This is a genomic window from Shewanella sp. Scap07, assembly GCF_013394145.1.
Lineage (GTDB): Bacteria > Pseudomonadota > Gammaproteobacteria > Enterobacterales > Shewanellaceae > Shewanella > Shewanella waksmanii.
Window position 1 is genome coordinate 3,880,657 of record NZ_CP041329.1, and the last position, 19,732, is coordinate 3,900,388.

Annotated in this window: 22 protein-coding genes, 1 other RNA gene and 1 pseudogene; 16 read left to right on the forward strand and 8 right to left on the reverse strand. The window is 43.7% G+C overall.

The window, feature by feature from the left end; translation table 11 throughout:
• Positions 1 to 73 precede the first annotated feature (73 nt).
• From FLM48_RS16955 to FLM48_RS17005, 11 genes are all read left to right on the forward strand, one after another.
• Positions 74 to 514, forward strand: a complete 441-nt coding sequence (locus tag FLM48_RS16955; RefSeq protein ID WP_179025454.1) for a DUF6795 domain-containing protein — start codon at positions 74 to 76, stop codon at positions 512 to 514.
• Positions 515 to 532: 18 nt separating this feature from the next.
• A complete protein-coding gene (locus FLM48_RS16960) occupies positions 533 to 982 on the forward strand; it encodes a DUF6795 domain-containing protein (RefSeq protein WP_179025455.1) in 450 nt (149 codons plus the stop codon).
• Positions 983 to 985: 3 nt separating this feature from the next.
• A complete protein-coding gene (locus tag FLM48_RS16965) occupies positions 986 to 1,468 on the forward strand; it encodes a hypothetical protein (protein ID WP_179025456.1) in 483 nt (160 codons plus the stop codon).
• Positions 1,465 to 2,007 carry an ankyrin repeat domain-containing protein gene (locus tag FLM48_RS16970; protein ID WP_179025457.1) on the forward strand — a complete coding sequence of 181 codons (543 nt, stop codon included), beginning with the start codon at positions 1,465 to 1,467 and terminating at the stop codon, positions 2,005 to 2,007. The genes FLM48_RS16965 and FLM48_RS16970 overlap by 4 nt, the downstream gene beginning before the upstream one ends.
• Positions 2,008 to 2,027: 20 nt before the next feature.
• Positions 2,028 to 2,585 (forward strand): hypothetical protein, encoded by a 558-nt coding sequence (locus FLM48_RS16975; RefSeq protein WP_179025458.1) that lies wholly within the window; start codon positions 2,028 to 2,030, stop codon positions 2,583 to 2,585.
• 77 nt (positions 2,586 to 2,662) lie between these two features.
• Positions 2,663 to 3,097, forward strand: a complete 435-nt coding sequence (locus FLM48_RS16980) for a DUF6795 domain-containing protein (RefSeq protein WP_179025459.1) — start codon at positions 2,663 to 2,665, stop codon at positions 3,095 to 3,097.
• A 53-nt stretch (positions 3,098 to 3,150) separates the two neighbouring features.
• On the forward strand, positions 3,151 to 3,585 hold the full coding sequence (locus FLM48_RS16985; RefSeq protein ID WP_179025460.1) for a DUF6795 domain-containing protein: 435 nt from the start codon (positions 3,151 to 3,153) through the stop codon (positions 3,583 to 3,585).
• Positions 3,586 to 3,600: 15 nt separating this feature from the next.
• Positions 3,601 to 3,876 (forward strand): hypothetical protein, encoded by a 276-nt coding sequence (locus FLM48_RS16990; RefSeq protein WP_179025461.1) that lies wholly within the window; start codon positions 3,601 to 3,603, stop codon positions 3,874 to 3,876.
• The gene (locus FLM48_RS16995) at positions 3,866 to 4,339 is read left to right on the forward strand and encodes a hypothetical protein (RefSeq protein WP_179025462.1); all 474 of its coding nucleotides are present in this window, start codon (positions 3,866 to 3,868) and stop codon (positions 4,337 to 4,339) included. Before FLM48_RS16990 ends, FLM48_RS16995 begins: the two co-directional genes overlap by 11 nt.
• A gap of 195 nt (positions 4,340 to 4,534) precedes the next feature.
• Positions 4,535 to 4,969: a DUF6795 domain-containing protein gene (locus FLM48_RS17000; RefSeq protein ID WP_179025463.1), complete on the forward strand. Its 435-nt coding sequence runs from the start codon at positions 4,535 to 4,537 to the stop codon at positions 4,967 to 4,969.
• A 614-nt stretch (positions 4,970 to 5,583) separates the two neighbouring features.
• On the forward strand, positions 5,584 to 6,063 hold the full coding sequence (locus FLM48_RS17005) for a hypothetical protein (RefSeq protein WP_179025464.1): 480 nt from the start codon (positions 5,584 to 5,586) through the stop codon (positions 6,061 to 6,063).
• Between the two features lie 87 nt (positions 6,064 to 6,150).
• Here the strand turns inward: FLM48_RS17005 and FLM48_RS22800 are convergent.
• Positions 6,151 to 6,414 (reverse strand): annotated as a pseudogene (locus tag FLM48_RS22800) (hypothetical protein); the annotation flags it as partial.
• 639 nt (positions 6,415 to 7,053) lie between these two features.
• Between FLM48_RS22800 and FLM48_RS17010 the strand changes: the two are divergent.
• Positions 7,054 to 7,635 carry a hypothetical protein gene (locus FLM48_RS17010; RefSeq protein ID WP_179025465.1) on the forward strand — a complete coding sequence of 194 codons (582 nt, stop codon included), beginning with the start codon at positions 7,054 to 7,056 and terminating at the stop codon, positions 7,633 to 7,635.
• Positions 7,636 to 8,223: 588 nt separating this feature from the next.
• On the opposite strand, the gene gcvP is transcribed toward FLM48_RS17010, so the two are convergent.
• From gcvP to FLM48_RS17040, 6 genes are all read right to left on the reverse strand, one after another.
• A complete protein-coding gene (gcvP, locus tag FLM48_RS17015) occupies positions 8,224 to 11,109 on the reverse strand; it encodes an aminomethyl-transferring glycine dehydrogenase (protein ID WP_179025466.1) in 2,886 nt (961 codons plus the stop codon).
• Positions 11,110 to 11,366: 257 nt separating this feature from the next.
• Positions 11,367 to 11,756 carry a glycine cleavage system protein GcvH gene (gene gcvH, locus FLM48_RS17020; RefSeq protein ID WP_028771466.1) on the reverse strand — a complete coding sequence of 130 codons (390 nt, stop codon included), beginning with the start codon at positions 11,754 to 11,756 and terminating at the stop codon, positions 11,367 to 11,369.
• 215 nt (positions 11,757 to 11,971) lie between these two features.
• The gene (gcvT, locus tag FLM48_RS17025; protein WP_028771467.1) at positions 11,972 to 13,066 is read right to left on the reverse strand and encodes a glycine cleavage system aminomethyltransferase GcvT; all 1,095 of its coding nucleotides are present in this window, start codon (positions 13,064 to 13,066) and stop codon (positions 11,972 to 11,974) included.
• A 344-nt stretch (positions 13,067 to 13,410) separates the two neighbouring features.
• Positions 13,411 to 14,625, reverse strand: coding sequence for an FAD-dependent monooxygenase (locus tag FLM48_RS17030; protein WP_179025467.1), 1,215 nt, complete (start codon positions 14,623 to 14,625; stop codon positions 13,411 to 13,413).
• 50 nt (positions 14,626 to 14,675) lie between these two features.
• A complete protein-coding gene (gene ubiH, locus FLM48_RS17035) occupies positions 14,676 to 15,941 on the reverse strand; it encodes a 2-octaprenyl-6-methoxyphenyl hydroxylase (protein ID WP_179025468.1) in 1,266 nt (421 codons plus the stop codon).
• A gap of 26 nt (positions 15,942 to 15,967) precedes the next feature.
• The gene (locus FLM48_RS17040) at positions 15,968 to 16,543 is read right to left on the reverse strand and encodes a UPF0149 family protein (RefSeq protein ID WP_028771470.1); all 576 of its coding nucleotides are present in this window, start codon (positions 16,541 to 16,543) and stop codon (positions 15,968 to 15,970) included.
• Between the two features lie 372 nt (positions 16,544 to 16,915).
• Here FLM48_RS17040 and FLM48_RS17045 point away from each other — a divergent pair, with 372 nt between their 5' ends.
• The 3 genes from FLM48_RS17045 to FLM48_RS17055 all read left to right on the forward strand — a co-directional run bounded on the left by FLM48_RS17045 (position 16,916) and on the right by FLM48_RS17055 (position 18,221).
• Entirely contained in the window at positions 16,916 to 17,224 is a 309-nt protein-coding gene (locus FLM48_RS17045; protein WP_179025469.1) for a cell division protein ZapA, read from the forward strand.
• Positions 17,225 to 17,289: 65 nt separating this feature from the next.
• A non-coding RNA gene (gene ssrS / locus FLM48_RS17050) (6S RNA) lies at positions 17,290 to 17,472 on the forward strand.
• Positions 17,473 to 17,615: 143 nt separating this feature from the next.
• Positions 17,616 to 18,221, forward strand: a complete 606-nt coding sequence (locus tag FLM48_RS17055) for a 5-formyltetrahydrofolate cyclo-ligase (RefSeq protein WP_179025470.1) — start codon at positions 17,616 to 17,618, stop codon at positions 18,219 to 18,221.
• A 1-nt stretch (position 18,222) separates the two neighbouring features.
• Here FLM48_RS17055 and FLM48_RS17060 read toward each other — a convergent pair whose 3' ends face one another.
• Positions 18,223 to 18,996: an ABC transporter substrate-binding protein gene (locus FLM48_RS17060; RefSeq protein ID WP_256870962.1), complete on the reverse strand. Its 774-nt coding sequence runs from the start codon at positions 18,994 to 18,996 to the stop codon at positions 18,223 to 18,225.
• Between the two features lie 264 nt (positions 18,997 to 19,260).
• Between FLM48_RS17060 and FLM48_RS17065 the strand changes: the two genes are divergently transcribed.
• On the forward strand, positions 19,261 to 19,728 hold the full coding sequence (locus FLM48_RS17065; protein WP_179025472.1) for a copper resistance protein NlpE: 468 nt from the start codon (positions 19,261 to 19,263) through the stop codon (positions 19,726 to 19,728).
• Positions 19,729 to 19,732 lie beyond the last annotated feature (4 nt).

Sequence of the window (19,732 nt, forward strand, 5' to 3'; positions counted from 1 at the left end):
TATTTAAGAAATAAGTTTACATGGTAATACGCGGTACATATAATCATCAACTAAATTGCAAGGAGCAATCATCATGCTAGGAATGCTTAAGAAATATACCGTCGAGTTATGCCCAGAGGTTAATGGAAGAATCTCTAGTAATGGCACCCCAATAGAAAACCTCCTTATAGAACGCAGCTTAACCTACGCTGGCGAAGAGTATTCAGATGATTGCTTAACTAATGCCAATGGCGAGTTTCGTTTTGAAAAAAAGTCTATCAAATCTCGCCTTCCAGGAAATATATGCCATGAACCGATAGTGAGGCAGGTGATTGAATTTACTCTAACTAATCACAAAGAAGAAACTTATATTTGGGCAACAAACCAACATGATATTTCTTGCCCAGAAGTTTGCAAACTGCACTTAAGTAATCTCGTTTCAGATATATCGAATGAAGAACAAGTGTATGAATTAGCCAATATTGAAGCGCCAGCCTATCCACTAATTGTTAGAGCTCTCTGTGTATTAAATTAACGGCAAGGAGCAATCATCATGCTAGGACTGCTACGAAAGACATATACTGTCGAGTTATGCCCAGAAGTTCAAGGGCGATTGACCCACAACAATCTGCCTATTCAAAATCAAACCGTTACTAGAAGTCTTACTTATAATGATGAAGAAGAGGTTGATGAATGTGTTACTGATTCAGATGGCGTATTTTACTTCCCCGCTAAATCCATAAAATCTAAGCTTCCAGGCAACATTTTCCATGAGCCTGTCATAAGGCAGATCATATTTGTTGAGTTTCAAGAGCAAGAACCCCTAATTTGGTTTGCCAATCAGCGAGAAATTGATACCCCCAAAGTATTTATTCGATTAATGAGTAAGTTAAACGCTGAATTGACTGCTGAAGAGCAAGTTTACGAGTTTGAAAACAAGGAGTTTTCAGCCTCACAATTTAGAGTTAGGTCGCTCTGTTTATTAGAGTCATATCAAGAATGAACCATGACTAGACCTATCTACTTAAGAACCTTTACACAAGAAGAGCTCACTTTAACTAACGAAGAAACTAAATTAGTACTTAAATTCATCTTTAATCGCATGCCAGTCAATCTGATAGACAACCTAACAATCAAAGAGTTTACCCAAGCATTGCTGGTCAGTGCTATTGATGCAAGCTACTCAATAGGTTACGTAGAATCACTGTTTAGAGCTACTGCCAACCCAACCACATCGACACAAAAAGTAATTCAAGATTTCACCAAAAATGCTGCTAAACATTGGTTTAAATATGCCACGATAAACGATCTAAAGAATGTGAAGGTCTACGTAGCTGTTTGTAATGAACTCGCAAGGCGATTTAAAACCAAATTTCAACTTTTAGCGACAGGTCTCAGTAACATCAATGACAAGCAAAACCAGCAAATTGCTATCGTATTAATGCCGGCTATCGAAAAACAACTCGGCTTAGGGCAAATACGCACATGAAAAAAATAGCAGTTTTAATGTCGCTCATATTGTGTTCTACAGCTATAGCAACCTCTTACAATCTATACAATATGTCAGTAGAAGAGCTTATCGTCTGTAGTGATGAGACCAGCGGATATTACTTGCCACCCTTCATATGTGAGTTTCAACTTACCAAGCTAGGGGGCGAAACCTATGCTGATGAGTTATCGAAAACAACGGGACTTAGCTTCATATTGACAGGTAATAATCAGCACAAAAAACTCGCCTTAGCTGAGCATTTTATAAACAAAGGCCTAAATATCGACGGTATTAACCATATTGATGGACTAGGTCTAACACCACTGCATGCGGCAATCTTAAATCAGGATTTTTCTTCAGTGAAATTTCTAATAGCACATGGCGCAGATATATCACTTAGAGCAAAATCAACTGAGCTTAATGCATTGGAGTTAGCAGAGCAGGTCAATCAACAATACCGAAGTACTAACACAAAGCTGATCGTACAAATACTGATGCGTCAATCAACAACGACTTTAACGAATAACGCTTACTTGTGAGCACAAGAGAACTATGAATTATGAAACTATTGAACAACAAAAAAGCTCACGCATTATTCGCGATACTCCTGCTGACACTGTTCATCTTTGGTTACTGTTATGCACTAAATGATGAAATTGCTATGCTAGCTAGAGCCAAAGAACAAGCAGCTCTGCTGAGAATTAGGCCGTTGTTGCCGCCACTATTTTCCATGATGCCCGCGTTAATCATCCTAATATGGGGATTGATTCAGCGAATCAACAACACGCACTCTGCGTGCAAACAAAAACGCCAAATACTGTTAATAGGCCTCTGCCTACCACTCTATATACTCACAGCCACTATTTATAATTTGCAGATCACGGGTTGGCTGACAACAAAGGGATATACGCAATGTCATTGGTATTCCGGCACTTCATTTGGAGCCGCGACTATCATGGTTAACAATACTCAACTATGCATACCTGACGGCTACCAAGTAAGAACAGAACTTCTGGAGTGGTTTGAAACTCAATACCAAACAGGAGTTAGTCCGACACCAAGCCAAGCTGCCTCACAACAACAGCAGTTACAGAAACGATACGATATAGTCCTATGAAGCGTTTCTAAAAGCGTCTAAATTAGCGATCTTAAAGTTAGTTCGGCACTACTTTTATAATTAAAGGAGCAATCACCATGCTAGGAATGCTACGAAGCCAAAAAGTTGTCGACTTAAGCCCGACAGTTCAAGGACGCCTATTCAATAACAAAGTGCCAATTTCAAGCCGCAAAATAATGCGATGTGCTATTTATGGTGGTGAGAAGTATGTAGATGAAGCATTGACCGATGTGAATGGTTATTTCTCTTTTACTGAACGAGCAATTAAATCAAGCCTACCCAATAGCATATTTCATGAACCTAATGTTCAGTTATATATAACAACTAAGTTCGACGAGAACGTTTACTTAATTTGGTTTTCTAATCAAGATGGTACGTTACTGAACGAACAGTACTCCGCTTACCTTAATAGCCTCAATGGCGATATCGTGGAAAATGAGCAAAGCTTTTGGACAAGTGATGATAGAGCATCGGATAAGTCCTATCAAATTCACTCTATTTGCAGATGGTAATAAAATCATAGAGAAGCCTGTAGCCATTAACTACATTGCAAGGAGCAATCATCATGCTAGGAATGCTACGAAAGAAATATACGGTCGAGTTATGCCCAGAGGTAAAAGGTCAATTAACGATTAATGGATTACCGGTCAAAAACCAAGTTGTCGAAAGAAGTTTAACCTATGGTGATGAAGAGTACACAGATAGCGCCATTACCGATAGCAATGGTCATTTCTCTTTTAATAATAAGCAGCTACAGTCTCACTTTCCCGGGAACATCTTGCATGAACCCATAGTTCGCCAAGCCATTTACGTCGACTATAAAGATGACAACTATTTACTATGGCATGCCTATCAAGATGGTACGGAGCCTGCTGTAGAGTTTGAGCAAATGCTAGAGAGAATAGTTGCTGAACTAACTACCCCAGAAAAGGAATTTAGGATCCCTAGCCAAACAATAGACGGTAAAAGCTATAAGATATATTCAATTTGCAATTGGTAACACTTGGATATGATTATGAAGACGTTATGCCACAAAGATCTGATACTGCTGATTTTAAGAGAACCGACAAAACAGCTCTCACCGGAGGGCTATGCTGGTGTTCTAAAAACATACTCTCGTAAAAGTAAACTAACAGGTCGTTACAGTAGCCAAGCATTAGTCAATGCCATTTCACTAAACTTGAAAAATGCTATTAGCGCGAGCCTAAGCGTCACAGGCAGTTCATTTAATTGTAGTTTTAAAAATATTGCAGTGGGTATTTATGAGGAAATTTCTTCTTATGAAAGATAGCATTTTCGATAGGTACAAATTTGGTATAGGGACTTTTGCTACAGGTATTGCTGTCATCATGCTACTGATCATCAGTGGGAGTGCAGCATTATCTTTATTAGGGCTTTCAATAAAACAGAACTTCAGCCAATTCTCAGATGATAACTACCTAACCTTTTTAACTGCCGCGGCCACATTTTTAGCCGTTATCACCATCATCCCTAATATAATGATCACGCGGGGAAAACCAAAGGCAGCAAAGGTCAATCAATACAATATCTGGCTTCAGTTGTTAATATATCTCGTCGTAATCGTGACTTTTGAACACACCCACAAATGGCTAACCGTTTGTTTAATATCACTCCCCGTTTTAACCAATAGCCTAATGAAATCTAATAAATATGCGGCATGCCTTGTTTACTTTGAGGAAATGCATAAAAACCCAGAGGCTTTTCGGAAACAGCTGTTAAAAAAGCTTAAATAAACCAGGCCTGTTAAACCTGCCAGCCATTGTTCATCAGCACTTTCAACGACGGCAAAAACGTACTTTAACTTGGGTACAGATCCACTGATATTGATATTTTCTCAGTTGAAGATTAGCACCTTCCTGACACCTAGAAGCACTATCAAAACAAAATATCCTTATTTATTAATAACTAAATTGCAAGGAGCAATCATCATGCTAGGAATGCTTAAGAAATATACCGTCGAGTTATGTCCAGAGGTTAATGGAAGATTGACGCACAACGGTCTACCACTTCCAAATCAAACCGTTGTTAGAAGCCTTACATACAATGACAACGAAATTGTTGACAAGTGTATAACGGATCTAGATGGCACGTTTCAATTTCCAAGAAAATCAATTAAATCTAGATTGCCGAGTAACATATTTCATGAGATTTCCATAAGACAAATTTTATTCACTGAATTTCAATCTCAAGAGTTATTTATTTGGCTCGCATACCAAAGAGTCACTGACACACACGATACATTTATCGAACTAATGAAGAGCCTAGATGCTGAGTTAACCAACGAAGAACAAGTCTATGAATTTGAAAATATTGAATTTCCAGTGTTACCCTTCTTGATCAAAACGGTATGTTTACTAAAGTAATTTCACGGATTATTTTATGAGTAAGCTAACACCGACTTTGCAAAAACCATACTTAGATTGCTAAAGATAGGTGTTCACAAAGCAACCTAAATATTTCTATGGGTGTCATCGTGGGAGAAATAAGCAATCGGCAACATGTTTGCTTTTACCCACTTCCCCGACTACCTTGTCTGACAACAATCTAGTATGCCCCTCCTTTATACATGCTAAATAAACTGTAAGTATTAAATAATAGAAACTATCGGTTTTCGAACAGCTAGCGGCTATAAAATAGAAAGGTTTCGTCGTAGAATCTTTTTCAGCCAAAAAGATAGTACAAACACTTAGAGTCACGACTTCTAAACCCCTACCAACAATACTAAAAGGCCTTACTCGACCAAAAATGCGTAGGCTAACGCTTGAGATTCAAAGACTAAATCATCCTGGAATTAGTACTCAAACATTCAAAGCTTTAACAAACTCAGGAAAGCTAACAAAGCGTTACGGCAGTCAAGCAATCATTAACGCGGTATCTTTAAATCTAAAAAATGCTGTCAGTGCAAGCTTAAGTGTTACAGGAAGCACATTCGATGGCACGATAAAAACTATTGCCATCGGCATCTATGAGGATCTGAGTGAAAATGACCGATAATTTCTTCGAAGAATACGACTTCTCGCTGTGGATTTTTGCGGTTGGTATAACAGTAATCATGCTGCTAATCATTAGCACTGGCGTTATCGCACCATTATTATTGCTATCGCTGCAATCCATAGTTGGTGAGTTTTCTAACCAAACTTTTGGAATTCTTTTGTTGTCTATAGAGTTAGTGATAGCTTTGCCACTCATCATCGCTAACTTACTCGTTATCAGGGGAAAAGCCAATGCGGTAATAGTTAACAAGGCTAGCATTTTCTTTAATCTAGTTAGCTACTTATTTATCGCCATGGTGCTTGAACATGAGTACAAGTGGTTCTTCATGATGCTCATATCACTACCTGTTTTAGCTAGGGTACTTATGCAAACACAAAAATATGCGGCTTATGTAGCCTATTTTGAAGCGCTGCATAGAAACCCACAGGAATTCAGGGAAGCACTATTTCGAAGGAGTAGCTAAGGTTTAGACATCATAAATAGGGAATGAAGCGAATTTATAGCCCGAATCTATAGCCAGCCTTTTTTAATCACTAAACAAATTGTGCTATTGCAAAACCACATCCCTGTCTGACCAGGCATTAACTTGTTCAACATCAATATGTAGAACGACATGAAGGTGGCTGCTCCCTCTCTATTACTAAAAGTGCGTATGCAGCAACATCGATAGCAAACACTTCGGTGAGCTTCAAGATTTGAGTTTCTACCCAACCACGGCGGTGGTCATAATTTTTGCCGGTGTATTTATCATCACCACATACTCTTTATTTTAAAAGATGGCACGCCGTACAACACGACTACTACAGTGATAGTAGGATCAGCTTATTGTAAGAGTTCGAGACTAATGAGGGATCGTCTAGGTCTTGGCATGCAACCTCCTTGTTATATGCGCAAATCAAGCATAGAAGGAGGTAGTCATCCACGCTATTAACAATCGCTATTAACAATGGCTGCCTAGTATTTTGTTTCCCGCCTTTGATGACAGGTAAACTCTTTTCAACTTTTCAACTTTTCAACTTTTCAACTTTTCAACTTTTCAACTTTTCAACTTTTCAACTTTTCAACTTTTCAACTTTTCAACTTCTCAACTGCCAATCCTTCAATATTTATTTCTAATACTCCACTTACGTTTAACTCATTAACACTGTTCGCAGCTCAGCACTACATTACCGCCAAACATCACCACAACACATTGAAAAACATAAAATTTATCATTTCAGCTCAACTGACGATGTCTGGCATAAGTCAGCAGAAAGCTCATTCACACTTAATTAGTGTGCAAATTAATTGAAATATAATGAGGATGCTTTAAAAAATCGAATAGAACCTATTTTGCAACCGTCATCTGTTTGAAATATCTTTCAGAAATATAACAGACGAACAGCTATAAAAATTTCAGAGATAGCTAACATCCACAAATTTTTTAACAAACTAAATAGAAAGCAGAATCCACATGAAAAAAACACTTATTGCACTATTCACTCTACTTATTTCTGGATGTGCTCAAATCGAACAATATGAGACTATATCTAGGACGTTAGAAGTACCTCAAAAAGCCACTTTAGGTAGTGAACTATATCGAATTAAAAAAACTAGAGATCTGCCTAATGCGTTTGGCAGAGCTGACGTTTGGGGAGGAAAAATAGACGAAGGGTATTCTGAGCTAAGGTTTATGGGATTGGACCCTAGCGGAAAAATCATATTTCGTTTAACTGATAATGATGTTCAGTCTAACGAATCGGTATTTACGAGATATGGAACAAGTACCACTGTAGTAAACTCCAGTACTACAGGAATGTCATCCGCGCACGGTGGCAACGTCCATAGCTCAGCAAATACCAACGCCACCATTACACACTATGAAAAACCTAAGGCAACAATCAATAGGCTGCCAACCAACACATTAGACTTTCTCTTTAATCCAAATGATAAAATATTACAGTTAGAAGGGGTGACCGTAGAAATACAAGAAGTTAAAGAGCATTCGATAACATATGTACTAAGAAAAAATTCAGCTTTAATAGATTCACAGTAGTAATTTATGAGAATTTTAATCAACAAAAAGGCGACCAAAAGGTCGCTTTTTTTATCTCCAATCTAACAGCCATCATTATGTCACTAGCGATGCTAAGACAATGAAGTTTGGTCTTCTCGAGGCTCAGTTACCCAGTCTCAATGAGCACTCAAACAATTTTAACAACGCCATTCGAACACCAAATAGCGTTACTGCCGATAGTAAGACAAAAAAGCCGCTACTGAGGTTAAGTCACCAACAAAAAAGCGACCCTAAGGTCGCTTTTTCTCTTTATAAGTAACTAACTTCAACGAAGCCAACTACCACCATCATTGCGTCGCTGGCAAGCCTAAGCAGTAACAAATGACGTAACTGCCGACGCCGCTCTATACCTAAAGACGCTACGCGATAGGCGGGTTGAAAGCTTTCGCGCGGAGTTGAATAATATCAATGAGCACTCAAACGATGCTAGCCCACCAATCGCCACCAAATAGCGTTACTGCCGATAGTAAGACAAAAAAGCCGCTGCTTTTTGCCACGGAGTTGACTGTTGTCAATGAGTAGCAAAAAGTAGCGGCTGATGCCGTATTACTGAGGTTAAGTAGCTATTTACTCGTAGTCAGACATTGGCACACAGGCACAGAAAAGATTCCGATCCCCATACACATCATCAATACGATTAACCGTTGGCCAGAACTTGTTGCTCTTAACCGCTTCGGTTGGGAACACGGCTTCTTCACGGGTGTAAGGGCGTGAATCAAACGCTGGCTCCATGATGTCGGCCATGGTGTGTGGTGCGTTATGTAGCGGGTTGTTGTCCGCTGGCCACTCACCTGCTTCAACACGGGCAATCTCACCACGGATGGCAATCATTGCGTCAACAAAACGGTCTAGCTCAACTTTCGACTCAGACTCAGTTGGCTCAATCATTAGCGTACCTGCAACAGGGAAGCTCATGGTTGGCGCGTGGAAGCCATAGTCGTTAAGACGCTTAGCGATATCCATTTCGGTTACACCAGAGGCTTCTTTAAGCGGGCGTAGGTCGATAATGCACTCGTGAGCGATACGTCCGTTACGACCGGTATAAAGTACTGGGTAATGCTCGCTTAGGCGCTTAGTCATGTAGTTGGCATTTAATAGTGCCATCTGCGTTGACTGCTTAAGGCCTTGCTTGCCTAACAGCTTAATGTACATCCAAGTGATAGGTAGGATACCTGCACTTCCGTATGGCGCTGCTGATACCGCACCATTGTTGTCAGAATCACGACCGTGCTTGACGACTGCGTGACCAGCAACAAATGGCGCTAGGTGAGATTTAACACCAATTGGGCCCATACCTGGTCCACCGCCACCGTGTGGGATTGCAAAGGTTTTATGCAGGTTAAGGTGTGATACGTCGGCGCCGATAAAGCCAGGTGATGTTAGGCCTACCTGTGCGTTCATGTTGGCACCATCAAGGTAAACTTGACCGCCATGGCTGTGGATCACTTCGCAAATCTCACGCACGGTTTCTTCATATACACCGTGAGTTGAAGGGTAAGTGATCATGATGCAAGACAAGTTCTCAGCCACTTCTGCAGCTTTAGCTTTCAAGTCTTCCATGTCGACGTTACCGTCTTTATCACAAGCAGTCACTACCACTTTCATACCCGCAAGCTGAGCTGATGCTGGGTTAGTACCGTGGGCAGACTGTGGGATCAAGCAGATGTTACGGTGCGCATCGCCACGAGACTCGTGGTATTTTTGAATAGCGAGTAGACCTGCGTACTCACCTTGTGCACCTGAGTTAGGTTGCATGCAAACCGCATCATAACCGGTGATATCCACTAACCAATCAGATAGCTCTTGAACTAGCTGCGCATAACCTTCGGTTTGATCTAGCGGTGCAAACGGGTGCATGTTGGCAAATTCAGGCCAGCTCACCGGTAGCATTTCAGTGGCCGCATTTAGCTTCATGGTGCACGAGCCAAGTGAGATCATTGAGTGGTTAAGGGCTAAATCTTTGTTCTCTAGACGCTTGATGTAACGCATCATCTCAGTTTCACTGTGATAACGGTTAAAGGTTGGGTGAGTCAAGATAGCATCATTACGTACCAGTTCTGCCGGGACTGATGCGCTATTCGCCATTACCTCTGCATCTAGTGCATCAACATCTAGGCCATGACCTGCACCTAAAATCACATCGAACAACTCAGCAATATCGCTGCGCAGTGTGGTTTCGGCCAAGCTGACGCCAACAATGCCGTCGGCATCTATACGCAGGTTAACACCAGCAGCTTCAGCGCGTTGCTTAACGGCTGCAACCTCTAGGCCGCTAAACGATACGGTATCAAACCAAGTATCGTTAACTAGCTGCACGCCTTTTTGGCTTAGGCCAGTGGCTAGAATGTCAGTTAGGCGGTGGATACGCTCGGCAATGGTTTTCAGGCCTTGTGGACCATGGAAAACCGCATAGAACGACGCCATGTTGGCAAGTAGTACCTGTGCGGTACAGATGTTTGAGTTCGCTTTTTCGCGGCGGATATGTTGCTCACGGGTTTGCATTGCCATACGCAGTGCACGATTACCACGGGTATCTTGTGATACACCGATAATACGGCCAGGCAGTGAACGCTTGTGGGCATCACGCGAGACGAAGAACGCGGCGTGTGGACCACCAAAGCCCATTGGCACACCAAAGCGTTGCGCGCTACCAAAGACTACGTCAGCGCCCATAGAACCCGGTGATTTCAACATCACTAGCGACATGATGTCAGCAGCTACTGTTACGACGGCTTTTTTCGCTTTTAGCTCGGCGAATAGCTCAGTGAAATCGGTGATTTGACCGTGCTTGTTGGTGTACTGGAATAACGCACCAAATAGCTCGTAGTTAACCGCTTCGCTTGCTGGGCCAACCACGACTTCAAAACCAAAGCATTCTGCGCGGGTTTGAATAACATCAAGGGTTTGTGGGAACACATCGTCTGCCACAAAGAAGATATTGGCTTTTTTGGCTTTTGATACACGCTTAGCTAAGGCCATGGCTTCGGCAGCAGCGGTGGCTTCATCAAGCAGTGAAGCTGATGCTAGGTCTAGGCCGGTTAGGTCCATAGACAGTTGCTGGAAGTTCAAAATAGCTTCAAGACGGCCTTGGGCAATCTCTGGCTGGTATGGCGTGTAAGCCGTGTACCAACCTGGGTTTTCAAATACGTTACGTAGGATAACCGATGGCACTTCAGTACCATAATAGCCCATACCAATATAGCTTTTGTTGACCTTGTTCTTATCGGCAACGGTGCGCAGATAAGCTAAGCCTTCAGCTTCGCCAACGCTATCACCAACCAAAAGGTCACGGTTTAAGCGGATCGCTTCTGGGACGATCTGAGCGGTTAAATCTTCTAAAGATTCAGCACCAACAAAGTTCAACATCTCTTGTTGTTGCTCGCTATCTGGGCCAATGTGACGACCGATAAAGCGATCATGCTGCTCTAACTGAGTGAGTGTTTCTTTGGTCATGATTAACCTAGTTCCATATTTGCCAGTATCTTGCCTGTAGGGTGCAGAGTTACCGGTCTCGTTGTTAAGTCGCGTTTGCTTGGTATAAACCAAATACAAACCCTTGTACGCAATAGCTAAATAACTTCAGCAAACCCATTTTGCTTGGGCCTTAATTAACCTTGCCGTGATAAAGTCACTTAGCTATAGGATTAAAAGCGAGTATAACGAACAAAGCCCCAAGCTTGTCGCGTTGGGGCTTTGCCATCAACAACGTTTTACTCGTCGTCGACCACTGCTTGATAGCCTTCAGCATCAAGCAAGTTTTCAATTTCAGCCACATCTGATGGCATAACGCGGAAGAACCAACCGTCACCGTATGCATCGCTGTTCACTAGCTCTGGCGAATCTTCTAAAGATTCGTTGATAGCAAGTACTTCACCAGACAGTGGTGAGTAGATGTCAGAAGCCGCTTTAACAGACTCTGCAACAGCACAATCTTCACCAGCGCTTACTGTGTCGCCCACTTCTGGTAGTTCAACGAATACCATGTCACCCAATAGCTCTTGGGCGTGCTCACTGATACCCACAGTGTAAGAACCGTCTTCTTCTTTACGGATCCATTCGTGTGAAGAGGCATATTTAAGTTCAGCAGGGATATTGCTCATTTTTTCGATCCTTTATCTGATGTTCTAATGCTTTTTATAAAGTCTATTAGGCAAAACTGTATCTAGGTTGATGAGCTTGTGGCTTATACGCAACAAGTTAGCCAAAGGTTTACTTGTTGAACGCGATTAACTCAATTAGCCATTTGGCTAACAAAGCCGCTCATCACATAATGCTGTTCTTGATTGGTTGAGCGTCTCCACTCAACCAGCAAAAACTAGAATGCTTGTTTACCATTGCGTACAAACGATGGTGCGATAACTTTAACAGGGACGCGCTTCTTTCGCATCTCTACTTCTGCGACTTCGCCAACAGAATTAGGTACGCGTGCCATGGCAATAGAATAGCCTAAGGTTGGCGAGAAAGTACCACTGGTGATCGCGCCTTGCTGTTCAACACCGTCGCTGTCGGTGAAAAATACCGCCATACCTGGGCGAATCACGCCTTTGGCTTCCATCACTAAACCAACGAGTTTATCGGTACCCGCCGCTTTAATAGCCGTTAACGCTTCACGACCAATAAAGTCACGGTCAGTCGGTTCCCACGCAACAGTCCAGCCCATGTTGGCCGCTAGCGGGTTAACGCTTTCGTCCATGTCTAGACCATAAAGGTTCATGCCTGCTTCTAAACGTAGCGTGTCACGCGCACCAAGACCACATGGACGCACGCCATTGTCTAACAGTGCTTGCCATAGTGCTTCGGCTTCTGCATCGGGTACGATAATTTCGTAACCTGCTTCACCGGTATAACCTGTGGTTGCAATAAACAATGAGTCAGCTTGTACACCAAAGAATGGCTTCATGCCTTCAACCGCTTGGTTTTGTGCATCGTTAAATACGCTAGCCGCTTTTGCTTTGGCATTTGGGCCTTGAACAGCAATCATTGCCAGCTCAGGACGCTCAGTGATGGTGACATCAAAGCCTTTAACTTGCTCGGCAATCCAAGCTAAGTCTTTTTCGCGGGTAGCAGAGTTAACTACGATACGGTAATGGGTGTCGCTAAGATAATAGGTGATGAGGTCGTCAATGACGCCTGCATTGTGGTCTAACATGCCACCGTAAAGCGCCTTACCCGGTACTTTCAGTTTGGCAACGTCGTTAGCAAGCAGCTTGCGAAGGAAATCACAAGCTTGTGCACCCGTTACGTCTACTACTGTCATGTGTGACACGTCAAACATACCGGCGTCTTGGCGCACTGCATGGTGTTCTTCGATTTGAGAGCCATAGTTAATTGGCATATCCCAACCGTGGAAATCAACCATTTTGGCGCCAGCTTCTAAGTGCTTGTTAAAGAGTACAGTTTTATTAGCCATTATTATCTCTTCTTTATGCCCTTTCGGGGCCTCGCCTACTGTAGGGTACGCAGGTCAAGGTGTGAGCCTAACGATAGCCTTGCTATCGATTTAGGTGAAATAAAGATGCATCGATAATCTGTAATACGTTTATGGTATAGATCCATCAATGGTATCAAAATGCGGCGAAATTATACCTCGCGTCACAGTTTTGTATACAAGAGAATTTTCTAATCCGAACGGTTTTGTCATTACTTTTTCTCATGTTACTTTTGTAGTTTTTTTACATGAAAAAAAGTAAAGCAGAATAAACTAAAACAACTCACTGTTTTATTTAGCTTATTCTGCGTTTTTATCGCAAAACTCTACTGAGGTTGGCAGGGGGTGGGTAACTTACCTTTATTGCCCATGGCTTGTTGCATGAACAGTGTTTTCACAGGAGAAAGGTTATCAACCAAATTGAGGCCGATATCTCGCACCGCTTTCTTAATCGGATTACTGCCATCGAATAGGCGTTTAAAGCCTTCCATTGCCGCAATCATCTCTAAAGCATCCGCTTTACGCCAGCGCTCTAGGCTGCGTAAATGTGCATAATCCCCAATATCTTTACCTTTAGCGTGTAACTCGGTAATGGTTTCAATAATGGCGCCAGCATCTAAAAAGCCTAAGTTTACCCCTTGCCCAGCTAATGGATGAATAGTGTGCGCCGCATCGCCAGAGAGCACTAAACGGTGGCGAGCAAAGTGACGTGCATAACGCATTTTTAACGGGAAGGCCTGCAGCTCACTGGCTAAGTGGCAATAACCCAATCGACCATCAAAAGCCGCGGTTAATTGACGTTCAAATGCTTGAGTTTCGCCATTTTGTAGCGCTTTAGCTTGCTCGGGTGGGAGTGACCACACTATCGAACATAGATTAGTTTCAAATAAAGGTAAAAAGGCTAATGGCCCAGAATTTAAAAACACCTGACGGGCGGTATCGCCATGGGGGATCTCGGTGCGAATAGTCGCAACCACCGCATGGTGGCCATAATCCCAGAAAGTCAGTGGAATATTGCACTGGCTACGAACCCAAGAGTTCGCGCCGTCGGCGCCGATGACTAATGCGGCGCTAAGATTGTCACCGTTTTCTAAACTCAACCATGATTCACGTTCACCAAAGGCGATATTGGCTAAGCGTTGGTTCTCAATATGATTGATATTGCTAAACTCACCGGCACGTTTGGCCAGTGCTTGGCAAATGTTGTCATTTTCAATAATGCTGCCTAAGTGGCTTTCACTCATAGAATCAGCATCAAAGCCAATTTTGCCTAAGCTGTCTTTATCCCACACCGCCATTTTTGAATACGGCGCCGCACGGCTTTCATCTAAATACTGCCAAGCGCCCAGGTAGTTGAGCAAACGCTCACTGGCTTTGTTAATGGCGCTGACGCGCAAGCGTGCCTCACCCGATAGCGTTTGTGTTTCACCGGCATCAATCACGACCACTCGCAAATCTGCCATCGCCAAGCCGATTGCGGTGGCTAAGCCCACCATACCACCGCCAACAATGGCGACATCATAGGTTTGTGCACTAAACATGAAACATTCCTCTAGCCAATTGAGTTACTATTTGGGCCCTGCCCTAGCAATTAATTTACGGTTAACTTACGTGGCGCTTTCCAGCCCATCGCCTTTCTTGCTACCGGTGTTTTTAACGGCGGTAACCAGGACAATAGGCGTAAACCTAAGCTGCGCCCAGCCACTAATGGCCAATGATTATTGGAGAACCCGCGCACCAAAAACTCGACATTGTTGATGGTACTGTTGCGATCTGACTCGCGCGCGCTCAAGTAACGATGCAGCAGTTCAGTGCAGCCAACATCGTCATTGTCTTGCTGCAAATAATCCTGCATTTCGGCCAGTAAGGTGGCGATATCGCGCAGCCCTAGATTAAATCCTTGCCCTGCAATCGGGTGTAGGGTTTGAGCAGCATTGCCGACAAACACAGTACGGTGGTATATCGGCCTAGGCATATAAGACAGTGCTAGCGGGTAGCTCACGCGTTTACCCACGGCGGTAAACCGGCCTGCACGATGACCAAAGGCTTGCTGTAACTCGGCTAAAAACCCGCTGTCGTCAAGGGACAGTACCCGCTCTGCCTCTGCGCTTTTTAAAGCCCATACCAGTGAAATACGCCATCGGCCTTCGCTGTTGCTCATCGGCAATACAGCAATAGGGCCAGACTCGGTAAAGCGCTCATAAGCGCGGCCATGGTGGGGCGTGTCTACACAGACATTGGCCACTATCGCTACTTGGTCAAATTCCACTTTAGTGATGGGCTGCTGTACGCTTTGGCGCACTTGGGATTGGACCCCATCGGCTGCAACCACTAATTTGGCATGGATGACGCTGCCATTATCTAAAGTGAGGACCTGTTTATCGCTGTGGGTGTCTAACTGGCTTAACTTTGCCGGACAATGCAGTTCAATTTCGGCTTTACTAATCTGCTCAAACAAGGCTGACCCCACCGGGGCTAGCTCAACCACTTCACCAAAGCAATCCACATGAAAGTCTTCAACATCAAGGCTTGTCATGCCAAAGTGGCCACGATCGGAAACATGGATATGCTCAATTCCGGTGCCCAAATGTGCAATATGCGGCCATACACCTAATCGCTTAAGTTCAAAAATAGACCCGTGAGAGATAGCAATTGAGCGGGCATCAAACCCAGGATGGTGCTGATTAGGAGCGCTGGCTTCAACCAGTGCCACCTTTAACGGTTTGCCTAGCGATTGACTCAGTTGTTGCAACCCCAGCGCTAAGGTGCTGCCAGCCATTGCGCCACCCACAATGGCAATATCGACCTGTGCCACGGCTTGCTCGCTGACAGCGGCTTCGGGCGTGTCATGACTCATAGTGTTTCTCTGCAAAAGTATTGCGATTAATGGATAACAGGCTCGTCGCCTTGGGCTTCATCACTTGGCTCTGGACCAAACTCTGAATAACAAAGCAGCGCCGCCATACGGGCAAACTCCATCAGTTCGATATAGGCTGCTTCAGACTCATCATCTTCTGCTACATCAAATTCGACTTGTGCGATTTCGGCTAAGTCGCCAATCACTTCACGTACATCGGCAGAGGCTTTATTGAGTTTAGGTTGCACCATAGCAATCCCGGTCAGGAAGCTTTGTACCCACAATGACAAGGCCTCCACACGCTGACTTAGCGGCTCTTCCTCTTCGGGTAGCATAGGACTAAAACCAAAATCAGGGTCGCTAATGCGCGCTAAGGTGTCTTGAAACAGTTCATCAATCAGTTGCTGTAGCTTTTCTGGTAATAACTGACCGTCATTAATCAATTCGAGTAACGGTTTGACCCAAGCATGTTTAGCCGGTTTGACTCCGCCACAAATTAATCCAACTAACGCGCCATGCACTTCAACGGGATGCTGACCAATTTCAGCGGCATTGAGTTCTGCAAGTAAACTGTCGATACCAAGTGAAGGGGGAGTTGCCATAACCATTGTCCAAATCTAAATATTCTTGCGCCATGCTAGCAGATCTGCTGTGCGCCACCAAGGAAAAGCCGAGGTCGCATCGGTGTAAAACTGGGCAAATAACCTGCAAGCTCAAGGGTTTTATATAACTCTGTGAACTGTCCCCAGCCCAATGCTCGTCCCAATTGCTAACATGTTGGTCAACCACAGTGTCACTCTCCGGGTTAAATTTGCTGATAAATAGCCCGACATATACCCAGAAAAACGTCATTTTGGTTATCTAAACAACATTTAATCTAACTATATCTTATTAGCAGGGCCTGCTTATTGCACTTTACCTAGCAGACCGATATAGTCCGCACAAGAGCCACATTAACGGATGCCCTTTTTGCAATGAGTAGCCATGCTATTGAGATTAGCTTATTAGGCCGAACCTACTCCATCGCTTGTCCAACCGGACAAGAGAGTGCATTGCGGCAGGTGGCAGACAAGCTTGAAAAACAGCTAAGTTCGCTTAAATCACGTACCAATAATTTGAGCCGTGAAGAAATAGCTATCATGGCCGCATTAAATATTGGCTATGAGCTTTTAGAAGAACAGCAGAAAAACCAAGATTATATCAAGCAGATGGATGATAAAATCGGTCTGTTACAATCGACTCTTGAAGATGCACTGGTTGAGCGCTCTTCAAAAGCAGATTAAACTGTAGCAATACAGTAGTCAGCATGGCTGGCGAGGTACCCAAAAAGGTATCGATGAAACGTCTTTGCTCCCTGGGGTGTGCGTCAGTTGGTTATGTCCCTGTGCCGATATTTACAAACTCAGGGTGAATGCTTTATTGACATTGTGCAAGCTCGGCTTGAACCGAGAAGCCTTAGGATTTAATCGTTTACCCGCCTTGAACCTACGGTTCAAGGGCTACACCGACAGGTCGGCCCTCTGGGGAGCAATTCAAATATAAAAAGCCACCTTTTATCAGGTGGCTTTTTTCTTGGCTGTAAGAAATCTGAATACTCAAGTGATATGTTGATGCTAAATCTAATTTCACTGATAATCGCCAGTGAGTGTAACGGTTACTCCGATAGGATGATTAATGGGTTTAAATATGCACAACAAAGCCGCAAGAGATGCACTAAGACGTGATGTTCGCCACCAAAGAAATGCATTGTCTAGTGCTGAGCAGGTCCAATTTGCCCATCAAGCCGTGCAACAACTGCTGCCGGTGATCACCCAAGGTGACTTTCAGCGAGTCGCAGTGTATTTAACCAATGATGGCGAGCTAGATACGCAGCCTTTAATCAATGCACTATGGCAACACAATATCGATGTGTACCTGCCAAGACTGCATCCGTTTAGTCGCGGTAATTTAATTTTTCTCGCCTACACACCCGAAACAACGCTCATCACTAACAAGTTAAAAATCAAAGAGCCCAAACTGGATATCACTCAGATGCTGCTGCCCCACCAATTAGACATGATTGTCACGCCGTTGGTCGCATTCGATGCCCATGGCGCACGCATGGGAATGGGCGGCGGCTACTACGACAGAACGTTAGCTAATTGGCAGCAACAAGGTAAACCACTACCGGTCGGTTATGCGCATAACTGTCAGCAGGTCGACGCTCTCAGCCAAGCACACTGGGACGTACCATTACCTATGATAGTGACTCCAAAGCAAATATTTGATTTTAGTCAGTAACTTAGTTTGCAGATAAACCGGCAAGTTCTTGCTGCCAATAGCTGTTGTGCTCAAAGCCATGCAGCCGCAGGATATCCCCTACCCGGCCACTGCTTTTCATCTTATTTAGCGCCAAATTAAACTGCTCGACAATTTGTAAGTGATCTTGGCGATGTTTAGATACGCCAAAGTGAAACAGCTCAACACTGAGCGGCTGGCCAACAACCTCAAAAGCGTGTCGATACTCGCTGGGCCCCAATGCAATTAAATGCCGGGCAACATCTTCGCTGATCAACACTAAATCAACCCGACCCAAAAATAGCTTTTTAAGGTTTTCGTTATCGGAATTGCCCGCTTCGGTATTTAATTTGGCCTGTTTGAATGCCGCGGGGTTAGCGTAACCTCGCCCAATTCCGATACGGTATGGACTGAGATCTTGCAGCTGCTGATAGCGAATATTGCGATCTTTGCGCTTGAGTAACACAATATTGACCGATAGCAGCGGTTCTGAGTAACTCGCCCACTGCTCTCGCTCTTGTCGGTACCATAAGCCAATGATGCCATCGGCTATGCCATTTTGGGTTAAGGCCGTAGCACGAACAAAGGGGTAAAATTGATGTGATGTTTGATATCCACTTTGCTCAAGCGCCTCGTTGGCAAGTTGATAAACCACACCATTTAAGTGCATATTTTGCGAGTAAAAAGGCGCATAGTCATTAGAGACGGTTTTCAGTGATGTTGCCTGCACAGTAGGGATGACCGCCAACAGTAACAGCAAGCGGCCTAATAAAAGCATAACTTCACCAACAACACTTTTCACGCTTTGCAATCTAGACCTCTCCCTCATAGACCTAAGCCCATCAAGCTTAAGTGACGGCTTCAATAGTCGCTGCTGCTGAGTAAAATTGAGTTAGACCATTGAACTTTCAGTATAGTCAGCTTTGCTTTAAATGTGCGATTAACCCCGCTGCCCAACTGGCAGTTGGTATCAAAAAGACTAGACATCCGTGCGATTAATTCTGATGATAAACTTACCGACATCATCTTGCTGTGAATCAATATGAAACCAATCTTACTGATCTCAATCGGATTATTAATTGCAGGTTGCACGACTAGCCAACATGACAATCATCCAGCTACAACGGATAGCGTTAATCAAAATGCCGCCTTGCAGCCCGCCGAGTTAACGCCTGTTGGCGATACCAGCCAAAATGCGCTCGACTGGAATGGTACCTATCAAGGCACCATTCCCTGTGCCAGTTGCGAGGGCATTGCCACCACAGTGCAATTAAATCGTGACAATAGTTTCACTATGAGCAGTCAGTACCTAGGTGAAGACGATAAAGTGTTTAGCTCAGAAGGGAAATTATTTTGGCTTGGGCGTGGCAATATTATTCGTTTAGGTGAAGGCGAGTCACAGCCACTGTTTCTGGTGGGTGAAAACCAGCTATTTATGTTAGATAGACAAGGCAATCGGATTACCGGGGCATTGGCTGAGCATTACCGCTTAGAAAAAGTTCAGCCTTAAGCAA